Genomic DNA, 14,843 nt, shown 5'->3' with positions numbered 1-14,843 from the left:
AAAGGATGTGGCGTTATGAGTAAATTTACATTGTACATGGTTCGACATGGACAGACTTATTTCAACATCTACAATAAGCTTCAGGGATGGAGTAATTCGCCGTTAACGAAGAAGGGTGTTCAAAATGCTGTTGACACTGGTGAAAAGTTAAAAAATACAAGGTTCGCTGCTGCTTATTGTAGCGATACGACGCGTGCGGAGCAAACTGCTCAAATGATTTTGGATAAGAACGTTGTTTCGGATGTCAAAGAGCCGATTGTTGCGCCATATTTTCGCGAAGAATTCTACGGTTACTATGAGGGAAATGATATGGACCAGGCTTGGTATTTGGCGGGGGCTCCTCATGGTTTGCCAACCTTTAAGGATATTGTTGAGAAATATTCGATTGGTAAAGCTAAGGATTATTTAAAGGAAGCGGATCCGTTTCACCAAGCGGAAAATAATGAGGAATATTGGCAGCGGTTGGATCAAGGATTTGATTTAATTAAGCGTAATGACAAGATTAAGGATGGCGACAATGTTTTGCTGATTAGTCATGGTAATACGTTGTTGAGTGTTGTCGAACGATATGGTGAGGGGCAATTTGACATTACAAAGCGTCCGGCGAATGGTTCGATTACAAAGTTGGAAATTGATGGTGACAGGGTGAGAGTGACGGCGTTTGGAAAGTAGCAGAGTGTGAAAGCAAGCGGTTAGATCCCAGAATATATGCCCTTTAACCGAATATTCCTGGTTTTGGAATGTTCGGTTAAAGGGCATATATGGCCGGGATCTGCTTGCTTTCACACGTTTCGGCTAGGTAAAAAGCTCATGAATATTCCCGGTTTTGGAATATTGGTTGGAAGGGCTTATATGGCCGGGAGCTGCGGCTCTTTCACACGTTTCGGCTAGGTAAAAAGGCCATGACTATTCCTGGTTTTGAAATGTTCGGTTAAAGGGCATATATGGCCGGGATCTGCTTGCTTTCACACGTTTCGGCCAGATAAAAATTCCAGACAGTTCCTGTCCTCGCATTAGTCATGTTTTTATACGTTTCGCCCAGATTCATTTAGATATTAAACAAAGTAGGTAAAATACTCTTGGAATTTAAAAAATCAACTCAGCTTAATACAATTTATCATGATGCACGAACAATTCGCCGCCACGTTTTTGTCGAAGAACAGGGAATTGCTGAAAGCCTGGAATTTGATGGTAGTGATGACGGTGCCACATTTTTTGTTGCGTATGAAAATGGTCGACCAGTTGCAACGGCTCGAACAACCGCCACGGCGGCCGGCGTTCATATCCAACGGGTTGCAACGGAGAAAGCTGCCCGCCATCAGGGTTATGCAAAACAATTGCTGCAATATTTATTGGCCGATCCTCAGTTTAAGGGGACAAAGCGATTTTACTTGGGTGCCCAGCAAACGGCTGTTGGATTTTATGAAACGCTGGGGTTTAAAGTGTTTGGAAAACCGTTCATTGAAGTTGGCATCAAGCATGTTAATATGGAAAAAGTGATTAGATAAGTTATCTATAAGTCCGTTTGCCTCATCTTAAATGATTGGGTAAACGGGCTTTTCCTGTATTACAGCGTCTAAAAGTGACAATTTTGCGAAAGAGTTGTGATGATTTTGAGAAGGTTTTCGAGGGGCCTTGAAACATTTCCACGTGTCTTGTAATCTACAGATATCATTATTTTTCTGATATTCGCAAGGAGGCCTTTAAAAAATATGAAGAAATCATTAGTTGCCATTTTCATAACCGCCACGTTAGTCTCTTCTATTGCAGCAGGCGAAGTTAGACATGACACGACTGTTAACGCGAGTTCAAAAACGTATCATCTAACCAACCATAGTCAGACATTTAAAAACGAAAAGACTTATCACCCTAATCAGGCCAACCCCAAAGTTTATCGTGCAACCCTCCACGACGATGGTGAGATGGTAAGTTACACCCCTAAGACGACGTTAAATGTCGGCGAAACTTATCACGTGCTCCGGAAAACAGCGGTGAAAGATCATTCAAAAAAGATTGCAACGTTCCTATATATTGCTGAAAAAGCGGGATGGGTAAAGAGTAACCAGCTTGATGAAGGTATCGGTTAGCTAACCGATTTGAATATTGAAATAATTGCAACTTGTAATCGATGCCATCCCCAATGAATAGTGAATGCTGACGCGAATGATAAGCACCAAGTTCCCACGTAAACGGCTAAGATACCAAGCAAGGGATGTTGAATGGTTAAGGACTTTCCAAATGACAGCCAAAGAAGCTGATCCCAAAAGACGTTCGATAGGAATGCTTTATAAGCGAAGTTGGCAAATAAATGAACCAGGTTAGTCATGTAATGGTGACGGTCGATTTGGTACCTGGCAATCGCGGCAATTAATAAGATAGCTGACAAGTCATAAATCAACATGGATGGCTTGTAGTAGGGTGCGTTGGTCAGCTTAACGGGAAATTGAAATGAAAATAGTTCTTGGTTGGTCCAGTAAAAACTGATTAAAAGTGCCAGGATCAATAGTGGCCACCAACGTTTGAGCCAATAGTTAAACCAACAGCGAAATTGCCAAGCCAGGGTGCCAAAAACGCCGAAAATAATAAAGCTTAAAAAGAACCGGTCCAGTAAATACCAATCATGCATGTGTGGGCCGTGAAAAACTTGCTGATCATAGAACAACAGCCAGCTGACAGCAATGACGGTTGTTAAAGCAGCCATTGTGATCCCACGACGCGAGCTTTTAACGCTAAAATGACCAATTTCCCAAAATACCGGCATCAGCACGATAAATTGCAGCATCATTGTGTTGTACCATAAATGAGGCGCGGCGTTACCATTTATAAATTGCCAGCAAAATTCTGCCAAATGGTGATAGTGATTGACCTGTTGCAGCCAGGGCATAACGAGCAGGTAAATACTTGTCCACCAGATTGTCGGAACAAAGGAAGCGTGCCATTGCTTTCGAAGATAATGAGCATATGTAATGTCACTGTTAATTGTGGTCCGGGTAGTTGTGTAAAGAATGCCGAAGATGAAGGCTGGTGCCGTAAATTTAACCAGGTTGTAGGTGATCCCGATCCGCATCTGGGTTTTTATTGTCGGATTAGTCTGCAGACACAGGCTAAGAATGGTTTGGAGCATGACTGCCGTACAAGCAATCAATTTTAAGTAATCACCGATATCTGCCGATTCATTTGAAAGATCATTTTGGTTTGTCACAATATCACTCGATTCTATCTAAATTAGGCATGGTTATATTGTAAGAGAAAACGACTGTTGGTTGCAACGAGCTGCTTATCGGTAGCTACCTTTATCTCACGATTTCACTTTGTCATAGTCGTGATGATACAAAAATGGCTGAGACAAAATTACTTTTGTCTCAGCCATTTTTGTGATAGTTAAATTGAGTTGTTGATTGTAAATTATGTGTTAATCAATCTTGATCAAAATCGGTAACGTGAGCACCGCCAACGTAATGCCACCATGGGGCCTTGACATTTTCAGTAATGACGCCACGATTTTGAGCATCGATCATTTTACCATTACCAACATAAAAGCCAACATGTGAAATGGCAGAAGCGTTTGAACCAAAGAATACTAAATCGCCCTTTTGAAGGTTACTATATGAAACCTTCTTAGCTGCATTGTATTGTGCTTGGGCAGTTCGTGGAATTGAAATTGAAGCACCTTTTTTGTAAACGTAGCTTGTAAAGCCAGAACAATCAAATGATGAAGGACCAGTAGCACCCCAAACATATGGTTTGCCAAGGTTTTGCTTAGCGACGTTATACACAGCAGAATAATCAGGATCAGCATCTGCTTTGGATGCTTGAGCATTCACAAATCCGCCAGTCAATAATGAGAAAAATGCAACTAATGTCAAAAGAACTTTATTATGTAATTTCATGCTTTTCAACAACTCCCTATCAAATTTACAAAGATAATCTTAACAATTGTATATTGCAGGACTGTGACAAACAATTTGCAATGCAGTTAAAAGCAAATTATGGCATGAAACATTGTACGCAATCGTTTGAAATGGCGGCTTGTAAACGTTAGCCTCAAGGCTTTTATTTGTGCGTACAAATAAAGAATAATTGATATATTTGAGACATTTTAAATTGAAATAAAAGCAAAATAACGGATTTTGATGGAAAAACTACCGATTTTTGACTTGTAAAGTTACAATGCCTTTACAAAATCTTATGAATTTTGGCTAAAATCAAGTTTGAAACTTTGAAAATAGTCGCAAATTAACAACTAAATTGAGAAAAAATGTTCAAATTCAAGTGCTGGTATCCCAGAGAGAACTGAATGTTAAATGCAGTTTCGGTTAAGTTGAATCAGACAATCAAACTTAACTGCGTGTGATCCTGGATCCTATTGAGTGAAAAAGTGAATCAAAAAAAGGCGGTCGGTTTCCAAATTCTGAGGAAACCGGCCGCCTTTTTGATCTTGATTCTAAGGTTATTGCGACAGTTATATTGCCTTTCAGCGACTGTACACTATTTATTCTTTAATAGATTCTTTTTGTTGGGAAGCGTGATTGCCAATTTGCCCATTGATGATACGATCATCGGCAGAATAAGATAATAAACACAGCCGGTAAAGATAACAATGAGGGCAATTTCAATCATTGCATAAGAGGCACCAAAGGTTAACGCAACTGCGAGAGCAACGACAACCAGCATAATGTAGCGCATCATCTGTCCCCAGCTAGCCATTGTTGGTCTGATCCATTCCAGCAAAGATAGTTCCGTGTATCTAAATGACAGCCCCAATGCGATAATCTGCCAAGCAGCCACAGCCGTTAAAATGGCCACAGCAATCAATGGCACTTGCCAGTCAAACTGTTTAATACCAGCAACAAAATGCATCGTTAAGTAAGTCAGTTGAAAACCGGTAATGGCGGACATAATGAAGGCAACCGTCCAATACAACGGTTGTAAAATTGAGCGGCTGACAGCGAAAACAGTGAGTAAAACGCCAGCAATCAAAAGAATTAGTAAGGTTCCAAAATGATGGTTCATCTTTGACTGGTTAATCGATTGAATCATGGGCTCACCTGTAAAAGCAACTTTTGCCTTTGATAAGGGTGTGCCTCTTAGTTGTAAGCTAACCTGATTTTGCAACTTAGTCATTTGTTTAAGATTGGATTTACTTGAAGGTGCATTTTTAAGGACAACTTGGATTGTCGTAATCTTTTTGTCCTTACTGGTGTAATTTAACATGGTTTGCAGAAAATCGGTATCGGATAATTGGGCTTTTGTAATGTAATAAACGTTAGCTGCGCCTGATTTTTGCAGCCCATTCAGGTAATCGTAAATGCCATTCAATTGGTTGGTTGACGAATCGACTTGGTTGCTGACCTTTTTTAGCTGCTTTTGAACAGCACTAATTTGTTGACTGTAACTTTGTAAATTGTTGTAGCTGTTTTGACCGTAGTTTTGGATGACATTTCCTTCTGAGGCCAATTGTCCCAGTCCGGATGAGACGGATTGAAGTGATTGGTTCAGTGCGTTGATTTGACGTTGGTAACTTTGAACCCGCCTTGAGGCATTTCTTTGGACTGATATGTTTGAGTTAGCTGCGGCACTGTTAACCTGTGAAGCAAGGTTGCTGCTATCCCGGATAATCTGATTACTTCGCTGGACTAATTTTGCCATATCTTTAACTTGTTGTTTTAGAGCAGCTAAGTTGAGCGACTTTGAGTTGGTCTGGATACCATTTGAAGCTTGAGATAACTGGCCCGTGGCTTGTTTAGTGCTAACACCAATAGCGGCCAGTTGGTTTGATACGTAGTACTTATCAATTGGCATGCCACCAGGTTGGGTTAATGAATAAACGGCGCTAACCCCTTGGGTATGTTGCAGCTTATTGGTTAACGCATCAATGTGTTGCAGATATTTTTCGTTATCAAGTGGCTGATTACTCTTTAAATAAATGGTTACCGGAGTTGCTTTACCTTGAGAAAAGTGGGCTTGAAGAACACGAGCCCCTTTAGTCGCTTGATTGGTTTCCGTTAAGTTGGTCATTGGTGAAAAGTTCAAACTATTGTGGTAGAAATAGATAAATGGCAGAGTAATATATAAAACGACTAAGAAACTAGCGATCGGCTGCCATAATGAGAAATCAGTTGCCCGCGTCCAGTAATGGGAAACAAGTGGCTTGGTTGGTGCACTGGTTGGCCAAAAAATACTTTCACCTAAAGCAGCCGTGAAGACCGGATTCAAAGTCAGGGTAACCAGTATCAGAACAGGGTAGGTAATGGCCAAGGCCCATAGAGATTGAATTTGATCAAAATTAATAAAACCACAGAGTGCAAAAATAATGGTTAAGGCACCGCCAACCACGATGATTGGAAATCGCAGATCGGCAATCGTTTGTTTAGTGGCGTAGCGTGATTCTTTTTGTAGGGCAATCACATTACGTAATTTTCGATAAATATAAATATTCCAAATTGTTCCCATGACCAGTGTCGCAATGCCGATCTCAATGGGAACGTATTGGGAGAATGGCAACTTAAAGTGTTGGGCAAGCAACGTTGAGAGACTATAAGAAGTTACGAAGGCGATAAACAGGTTGATAAAAGAAATAAGCGGCGCTAAGACAGCTCGGAAATAAATCCCGATAATCAATACTGAGGCAATAAAAAGGGTAACTAACACTAATTGGGTTACTTGAGCTGTTTTTTGATTATTAACGTCACGGACAATCTCGGGACTTGTGACGTAAGATTTAAGCCCTTTAACCTTAACTTGGCCAACTAATTGATTCACTAAAACGCGCAAGGTGTTGGTCTTAGCATCAATATCCAGTGAAATCATCTGAGTTGAGCCATCTTTAGATAGCAGTTGCGCCTGGCCGGCAACATTGGTACTTGGTGTAACAATCCGTTTGATGCTGTAAAGTGACTGCTGTTTTTTAAGACTGTCAATTGCTTTACTAATCTTTTGCTGCTGTTGCGTTGTCAGTTTACCATTCGGATTATGATAAACGACAGTCACTGTTGAGGTATTTCCTAAGTCGTAGCCCCACTGTTGACGTAGCTGATCAGCTTTAGCCGGTTGGGAGTTCGTGGAAAATGTTGGTTGGCTATATGATTGCAGTGTATTAGTAATATTTGGAGCGGAAATAATTGCAATAAAGACGACAATCAGCCATACTAACAGCGTGAATATCCGGTTTTTGTGTAATTTTGTAATAGTTTCTTTCATTTTCCCTAGTCCCCTAATATGTATAGAAGCAAATTATTTTAAATAATTGCAAATTAAAAAAGCCTTTATAGTAAAAGTTTATCATTTATTGCGGGTTTTAATGACCGAATTTCTAAAGTTTTTAAAAAAAGTTAGGGTGTTGTGAATTTTTTGATCATTGCGATTAAAAATTGGGGCAAAAGAGTCTCTTACCATGGACCGAAGTGAGATTCAAAAATTGTTTTTCGGAGTGGGTAAGATAAGGAAACATTGAATCATTAAGTGAAGTGACATGCTTATTTAACAAAAGGGGGATCTTATGTGTACTAGTATTTTTCAAATTGGCCAGATTGATGGCGCACACGTTTTGGCTCGAACAATGGATTGGCCGCGATTGGGAGCTCGACCCGTTTTTTGTCCACGTCAGTTTAAGTGGCAGTCGATTTATGATAATCGTACTTATACAACCAAATACGCGCTGCTGGGTTCCGGCGGTCAGCATGATCATGAAATTGATGTGTCGGATGGGGTTAACGAGCATGGTTTGGCTGTCCAAAAGCTTACCTTTACAAATGGCAGTCAACTGGTTGAAGAACCTGGAGAGGGAAGGATCCATCTAGCCCCATTTGAATTATCTTTCTTTCTATTGTCTAATTACCGATCCGTGCAGGAAATTATCGATCACATTGAAGAGATTGAATTAATGGCGGACAAACATAGTCTGGTTAAATATGGTCACAGTGAGTTGCACTTTGCCGCGTGTGATCGAACCGGCCGAATTGTGGTCGTTGAACCAATCACAACGCCAATTGAGATTATTGAAAATCCACTTGGTGTCTTGACCAATAGTAATCATTTTGAACGTCAAATTGACAGACTCAATAAGTATTTAGATTTTACGCCAGCATTTGCCAATCATAGGGTGCCTTTAAATACACCCCGGGTAACAACTGGTAACGTGTCAGGAAAATCGATTCCGCCAGGTTCTTATTCACCTGGTTCAAGGTTTATTAGAGCTGCTTATTTGAAAGAACGCATTGATTTGCCAAATAATGAAATTGAAGCGGTTGATAATTGTTGGCACTTGCTTGATTCGGTTAATGTCCCGAAGAGTAGTGCGCATCAACCCACATATTCCGTTTACCGAGCGGCGGTTTGTTGTGAAAGTCGAAACTATTATTATCAGCCCTATCATGCAAAATCAGTGGTTAAAATTCAGCTGACAGATGAAATGATCACGTGGGATCACCCAAAGTTTTTTGATGTTCCTGATGAAACACGGTTTATTGAACTGGTATAAGAATGAGAGTGGGACGAAAGGCGGCAGGAAGTTGCCTTTTGGCGCTCGTTTTCACTCGGTAATAATCATGATTACACAAAACGGGGCTGGATAAAATTACTTTTGCCTCAGCCTCTAAGAATGTGATAAATGAGTTGAATCTAATCCATTAATTGGAAGATAATGAGTGTATTAAATGAATTGAAAATGGTGATTAAATCAGTTATGCGGAAAAAGACTTGGCCAGTTATTTTAATATTATTGATCACAATTTGCGTCATTGGCAGTGGGTTTGTGGTTAGAAATTATTTGGGCTTGCAGTTAGGAAATTCAATTAATGCTGTGAAATCAAAACCTTCGGCATCAGGAACACCATCTGTTCGACAGGAAAATACGTTTATTAATGAAATGGCCACGCCGGCAATTAAATTATATCGAAGAGACCGCCAAGTCCTGCCCAGTGTGGTGATTGCTCAAGCTTGCCTGGAGTCTAACTTTGGGACATCGCAGTTGTATCGGGATGCTAATAATATTTTTGGCGTTAAGGGAACTTATTATGGGCAGTCAGTGTCGTTTAGTACCAGAGAGGTTGAAGGGGGCAGGTCTGTTATGGTTATGGCGCAGTTTAGAAAATATCCGAACGTCAATGCGGCAATGATTGATCATAATCGGCTGGTAACCAACAAATTCATTACTAAAAAGAATATTATGAGCTATCGTCAATCTGCAAGTATGTTACAGGAAAATGGCTACGCAACGGATCCCGGTTATGCTAAAAAATTGGAGCGGATTATTGTTAAGTATCATTTGAGCAGTTTTGATTTAAAGGCAATCAATGATTAGCGTGCGAGCATTGATTGCTTTTTTAGCATGATAATTTCCAATCGACTGTTCATTGATCCAGGTTATTTGCGTGATCATATGTAGGTGAAAAATGTTTTAACTGGATAGTGATTCAGATACAGCGAGATATACTGAATTTGCTGTGCATTGAACGTCATTAAGTATGGGATAATAAATAGTAAGAATAGGGGAAATAAGGCATGTTTCAGATTTGGTTGTTAGTTTTAGCATTGATTCTTTTTACGCGTAATGTGGTTCATTTTAAAAAGATCTCTCGTTTAGAGACAGTCATTATCCCCGTATATTCATTGGTGGCCGGCATTATGACTATTCAGAATGATCCACCAGCATTAGTGCCATTAGTGGTGACGATTCTTGTTGGAATAATAGTGGGATGGTTCCAGACAACGGGTTTGGCAGTCCGGATAACTGGTCAAAAAGATAATAACAGTCGACCTGTCATTGAGATACGGCGTAATTGGCAGTATTTGTTGGGATGGTTTGTTATCTTTGCATATGGAATGGGATTTGCGGTGCAGTCCGGCGAAAATGTAAATGTATTGTCCGAGTTGGGCAGTGAAGTACTGAAAGATCTTTTTCTCTGGACGAATTTTTCACAAACTGCAAGTTGGTGTATTCTAATTCAATCAGCGTCTGCCAGTATCATCTATATTTTATTAGTGATTCATAAGGAACCATTGGCTAAGGCCGCAATATCAAGAAAAAAATAACGTAACGTGGTTTTTCTTGGCTAACAGGCCTGTTTGATATGCGTTAAACTGTTAGTAAATTAATTGTGGAGAAAAACGATGCAGAAAATTTTTATTATTGAAGATGACCAGACAATTCGAAATGAAATGGTTCAGTCCTTGAAAAAGTGGAATTTTGAAGCGTTTTGGGTTCAAGATTTTCAGCATATTGATTCAGAAATCAAACAGCGGATTCCTGACCTGATCGTTATGGATATCACGCTGCCATTTTATGATGGTTTTTATTGGACTCAAAAGATTCGAGAATTCTCTCAAGTTCCGATTATGTTTGTATCGGCAGCAGAAATGGATCCAAATGCGATTCGAGCGATTTCCATTGGCGCTGATGACTACTTGACCAAGCCGTTTTCAATTGCCGTTTTTATTTCTAAAATTCAAGCCATTTTGAGGAGAACAAGCCAAGTTAGTCGTTTAACAGATACAATTGAATTTGGCAAATACACACTAAACATCATTACCAATGTATTGAATGCAGAAAATCAATCTGTTAAATTAACGGCAACTGAGGCAATTATTTTAAAACTATTATTTTTAAATCCAGATCAGGTGATTTCAAAGAAGAAAATCATCAAGTCAATTTGGCAAAATGGTGATTTTACTGACGAAAATATCCTGAATGTCAACATGAGTCGGCTCCGAGATAAATTAAGTCGGATTGGATTAGCTGATCAGATTGCGACCGAGTATGGCAAGGGTTATAGGTTATTAAGTCATGAAAAATAAACCAAGGTTGATTTTTAGAATTATTGTGTCTGAATGGGGGATTCTGGTGGCCTATCTCCTATTTGTTCTCCTGTTTTATTTTATCTGCGTGCTTTATAAGGTCGATTTGGATGTTGTCGGCGATTTGGTTCGCTATACGTTGGCACCATTTTTGATTGTCGTTGGTTTCAGAGTTTATCAAAAAGTGATCGATGTTAAAGCAATCAATATTTTGGTGAAGGACGGAAATTTCCAACAATTCCAGCTTCATGGATTTTATGGCAGATTATATTCGCAAGCCCTCAAAAAACTAATGAAGCAACAGTTGACTGAAACACGTGACTTGCAGGAATCCCTTAAAAACCGGGAAGACTATCTAACTTTGTGGAGCCACGAGATGAAAACGCCGCTTACGTCACTACTGATGATTGCTGAAAACAATGCCACGGTGCCGAGTGAAGAAGTATCTGAAAAAATTGAATTGGTTAATTACCAACTTAAACAGTTGCTCACATTCGATCGATTGGATGACTTCAATAATGATCTGGACTTTAAAAAAATTGATTTGGCAGAATGCATAAAAAAGGTGATTCAACAAAATGCGTCATTTTTCTTATCACATCATGTGATGCCCGATATTCATGTACCAACTGTTAACGTCCTATCTGATTCAAAGTGGCTATCGTTTGTATTAGAGCAAATCATCACCAATGCGGTTAAGTATTCTGACAAAAACAGCACGGTTCAAATTGAATACAACAATAATGTTCTTAAAATTAGTGATCAAGGAATTGGAATTGCCAAAAGTGATTTGCCACGGATATTTGATCAGGGATTCACCGGAAGTAATGGACGGACGCATGGCGAAGCAACCGGGATGGGATTATATATGGCCCGAAGAGTTGCCAAAATCCTTGATATCAAAATTGATATTTCTTCAACGGAAAACGTTGGGACAACCGTTAAACTTATTTTTAATCCTAAGAAAATAACAACAAAATAACAAATTGTAAGATTCCTTAATGCATTGTAACTACAAAGCTTGGGGGATCCTTTTTATACTGGGTTAAGAAATGATCTTTAGGAGGAGAATAATGAGCTTATTAAATTTAAAACATATTAAAAAGGTTTTCTCAGAAGGTAACGAAAGTGAAGTTCAGGCATTAAAGGATGTCAGCTTTTCAGTTGAAAAAGGTGACTATGTTGCCATTATGGGAGAGTCCGGTGCGGGAAAATCAACGTTGTTAAATATTATTGCAACTTTGGATCAGCCAACTAGTGGTGAAATTCGATTAAATGGGGTCGAGCTTAGTCATTTATCTGAGAATGAAGCATCCAAATTTCGAAGAGAGCATTTAGGATTCGTTTTTCAAAGCTTTAACTTACTTGATACTTTTAACAATCGGGACAACATCTATTTGCCATTGGTATTGTCCAAAAAATCTCATCAATTCATGGAGAATAAATTAGCACCGCTAAGTCAAACCCTTGGCATTGAAAACCTGTTGGAGCGCCAGCCATCTGAAATTTCCGGTGGTCAAAAGCAGCGAGTCGCAATTGCCAGAGCATTGATCACCGATCCCAGCTTACTGTTGGCCGATGAACCAACGGGTGCCCTTGATTCAAACAATACCGAGAAAATTTTGAGCGTCTTTGAACGGATTAATGAAAAGGGGCAAACAATTTTAATGGTTACCCACAGTGCTCAGGCAGCCAGTTATGCACAAAGGACGCTATTCATTAAGGATGGCAAAATCTATAACGAATTGTATCGTGGGGATCAAAGTCGCAGTCAGTATCTTCAAAAAATTATTGATAGTCTGACGGCTCTGGAAAGTAATGGGGAGGTCAGATAATGATTCAATTAAAACTTGCCGTTCACCATTTAACCAAAAGTAAAAGTCAAAGTCTCCCGTTTATCCTCTCAAATTTGATGTGGGTAACCACTACTTATATTTTCCTGTCGATGATCTATAATACCAACATTAGAGAGAATGAATATGGGGCAGTCGCAAACTATGTTCTTAAATTGGGTTTGATATTTGTTATTTTGATCGCTGCCTTATCAACGTTTTACGCTGAGCGGCTGCTTAGTAAACAGCGAACGCAAGAATTAGGGTTATACAGCATGTTGGGTCTCACGAAAAATAATCTTCGCCAAATTATTTTTCTGGAAAATAGTTTGTTTTACATTATCTGTACGATTATTGGCGGTATCCTTGGCATTACATTTTCTAAATTAGCATTTATGAGCTTGAAAGCTCTTTTCGGGGCAGCATCGCTCCATCAAACCTTTACATTGATACCTTTGGTTTATGTTGCCGTGATTTTCGCGGTTATCTTTTTGATGATTATCCTGTTTGACTTTTGGAGATTAAGGAAGGTAAACCCAATTAATTTGTGGGCGAAAGCGACTAAACCGGAAGCAGAGCCCAAATCGCATACGTTACTTGCAATCATGGGAATGATTGTTTTAGCACTTGGCTATTATGTTTCAGTGACTGTTAAGCCGACCGGTGCCGCGTTTGGGCAGTTTATCCTTGCAATTATGCTTGTCGTTGTGGGATCGTATTTAGTATTTGTTACAGCAAGCATTAGTTTATTGAAGGCACTTAGGAAAAATCAAAGTTATTATTACAAACCAAATCACTTTATCTCGGTCTCGAATATGCTTTATCGGATGAAACAAAACGGGGCGGGGTTAGCTTCGATCAGTTTGTTATGTACGTCAATTTTGGTTGCATTGATTGCCTCGGTTTCACTAGTTGCGGGGCAAAAAAATCTCATTAATCTTTGGAGTCCACGAGATGTTCAAATTGTGGCTAAAGCACCACTTTCCACCAGTGCAAAACAGGGAATCAATGAGCTTGCCGATAAACATCAGGTGACCATGAGTGATCCCCAAACTGTCACTGTGACCACACCGGTGATGGGCGTTTTGAAAGGCAATCAGTTTAAGGCCCAATTTAATACCAAAACTGAAAGCACATTTTCGTCACTGGATCTTCAACAGTACAATCGCATTCAGCATACGCATTATCACCTTAGGTCCAATGAGATACTTGTGTATGCACCGGGAACCAATTATTCACAACAGACTTTGAACGTTCGGGGTAATCGTTATCAAGTCAAAAAACAAGTTCAGAGCTTCCGCGGATCGTTTGTCTATGGTCACGTGATTTATAAGCCAATTTTTGTTGTCGCCGCAAACCAAAAGATTGCCCGCCAAATTAATCCGCAGCCAAATGTTTACGCGCAAGGATTTAATACCCGTGGAACCAAACGGCATCAAAAACAATTTGCGAGCGAGGTTCAACGATTCTTGAAAATTGATCCAAGTAATTTCACGTCAAAATATGTGATGGGTGACTTGCTAAAAGCGATGTTTGGCAGCCTGCTATTCATGGGCATTTTAATTAGTATCGTGATGGTTTGCGCGACAACCATGATTATCTACTATAAGCAAGTTTCTGAAGGGTATGCTGATAAGCATAATTACCAAATTATGAGTAAAGTCGGGTTGAGTAACAAAGAGACTAAGAAAGCAATTCGAAGTCAGGTGCTGACGGTCTTTATGCTCCCAATTATTGGAGCTGTTTTGAATTTGGGATTTGCGCTGCCCGCGATTAAGAGTGTTCTGTCACTTTTCTCCATGTATGATTTGAAAATTTTACTGACGGTAAGTTTTGTCACGATCGGGGTGCTGATCATCAGCTATCTGCTGATCTACTTGGCAACCACCAATATCTATCGAAGAATTGTCGAAAAAAATTAATATCCGGGGCTGAGACAAAAGTAATTTTATCCAGCCCCGTTTTATGTAATCATGATTATTACCGAGTGAAAACGTGCGCCAAAAGGCAACTTCCTGCCGCGTAACCAAATTATCCAAACATTCAAACTCGGAATATTCGGATAATTCGATTACGCTCTGAAAGTTAACCGCCTTTCATCCCACTCTCAACTTGCTTTCAAGATTGATTTCTAATCATGACGGGGGCAAGTTTTTTGCTTTATGGTTTGGTTGGGTAATAATCACGAGAACACTGACGAAACTAAAATAATGTCTG

General features: G+C 39.6%; 13 protein-coding genes. 10 read left to right on the top strand and 3 right to left on the bottom strand.

The window, feature by feature from the left end; translation table 11 throughout:
• The first annotated feature begins 15 nt into the window (after positions 1-15).
• From FC85_RS08215 to FC85_RS08205, 3 genes are all read left to right on the top strand, one after another.
• Positions 16-672, top strand: a complete 657-nt coding sequence (locus FC85_RS08215) for a histidine phosphatase family protein (protein ID WP_057865050.1) — start codon at positions 16-18, stop codon at positions 670-672.
• A 407-nt stretch (positions 673-1,079) separates the two neighbouring features.
• Positions 1,080-1,508, top strand: a complete 429-nt coding sequence (locus tag FC85_RS08210) for a GNAT family N-acetyltransferase (RefSeq protein ID WP_057865049.1) — start codon at positions 1,080-1,082, stop codon at positions 1,506-1,508.
• Between the two features lie 204 nt (positions 1,509-1,712).
• The gene (locus FC85_RS08205) at positions 1,713-2,087 is read left to right on the top strand and encodes a hypothetical protein (RefSeq protein ID WP_057865048.1); all 375 of its coding nucleotides are present in this window, start codon (positions 1,713-1,715) and stop codon (positions 2,085-2,087) included.
• On the opposite strand, the gene FC85_RS08200 is transcribed toward FC85_RS08205, so the two are convergent.
• The 3 genes from FC85_RS08200 to FC85_RS08190 all read right to left on the bottom strand — a co-directional run bounded on the left by FC85_RS08200 (position 2,084) and on the right by FC85_RS08190 (position 7,200).
• Positions 2,084-3,124, bottom strand: a complete 1,041-nt coding sequence (locus tag FC85_RS08200) for an acyltransferase (RefSeq protein WP_225427567.1) — start codon at positions 3,122-3,124, stop codon at positions 2,084-2,086. The two genes, FC85_RS08205 and FC85_RS08200, sit on opposite strands and share 4 nt — an antisense overlap.
• A gap of 292 nt (positions 3,125-3,416) precedes the next feature.
• Positions 3,417-3,890 carry a C40 family peptidase gene (locus FC85_RS08195; protein ID WP_057865046.1) on the bottom strand — a complete coding sequence of 158 codons (474 nt, stop codon included), beginning with the start codon at positions 3,888-3,890 and terminating at the stop codon, positions 3,417-3,419.
• A gap of 598 nt (positions 3,891-4,488) precedes the next feature.
• Entirely contained in the window at positions 4,489-7,200 is a 2,712-nt protein-coding gene (locus FC85_RS08190) for an MMPL family transporter (RefSeq protein WP_057865045.1), read from the bottom strand.
• Positions 7,201-7,498: 298 nt separating this feature from the next.
• Between FC85_RS08190 and FC85_RS08185 the strand changes: the two genes are divergently transcribed.
• From FC85_RS08185 to FC85_RS08155, 7 genes are all read left to right on the top strand, one after another.
• Positions 7,499-8,479 carry a linear amide C-N hydrolase gene (locus FC85_RS08185; RefSeq protein ID WP_057865044.1) on the top strand — a complete coding sequence of 327 codons (981 nt, stop codon included), beginning with the start codon at positions 7,499-7,501 and terminating at the stop codon, positions 8,477-8,479.
• A gap of 162 nt (positions 8,480-8,641) precedes the next feature.
• Positions 8,642-9,301: a glycoside hydrolase family 73 protein gene (locus FC85_RS08180; RefSeq protein WP_225427566.1), complete on the top strand. Its 660-nt coding sequence runs from the start codon at positions 8,642-8,644 to the stop codon at positions 9,299-9,301.
• A gap of 200 nt (positions 9,302-9,501) precedes the next feature.
• Positions 9,502-10,032 carry a hypothetical protein gene (locus tag FC85_RS08175; protein WP_057865043.1) on the top strand — a complete coding sequence of 177 codons (531 nt, stop codon included), beginning with the start codon at positions 9,502-9,504 and terminating at the stop codon, positions 10,030-10,032.
• Between the two features lie 78 nt (positions 10,033-10,110).
• Positions 10,111-10,794 carry a response regulator transcription factor gene (locus FC85_RS08170; protein WP_057865042.1) on the top strand — a complete coding sequence of 228 codons (684 nt, stop codon included), beginning with the start codon at positions 10,111-10,113 and terminating at the stop codon, positions 10,792-10,794.
• Entirely contained in the window at positions 10,784-11,776 is a 993-nt protein-coding gene (locus FC85_RS08165; RefSeq protein WP_057865041.1) for a sensor histidine kinase, read from the top strand. Before FC85_RS08170 ends, FC85_RS08165 begins: the two co-directional genes overlap by 11 nt.
• Before the next feature lie 91 nt (positions 11,777-11,867).
• Positions 11,868-12,629 (top strand): ABC transporter ATP-binding protein, encoded by a 762-nt coding sequence (locus tag FC85_RS08160; protein ID WP_057865040.1) that lies wholly within the window; start codon positions 11,868-11,870, stop codon positions 12,627-12,629.
• Entirely contained in the window at positions 12,629-14,548 is a 1,920-nt protein-coding gene (locus tag FC85_RS08155; protein ID WP_057865039.1) for an FtsX-like permease family protein, read from the top strand. Before FC85_RS08160 ends, FC85_RS08155 begins: the two co-directional genes overlap by 1 nt.
• Positions 14,549-14,843: the final 295 nt, after the last annotated feature.

The organism is Lentilactobacillus diolivorans DSM 14421 (assembly GCF_001434255.1).
Taxonomy (GTDB): domain Bacteria; phylum Bacillota; class Bacilli; order Lactobacillales; family Lactobacillaceae; genus Lentilactobacillus; species Lentilactobacillus diolivorans.
The sequence above is the reverse complement of the archived record's forward strand: the minus strand, read 5'-3'. Positions and strand labels throughout refer to the sequence as shown.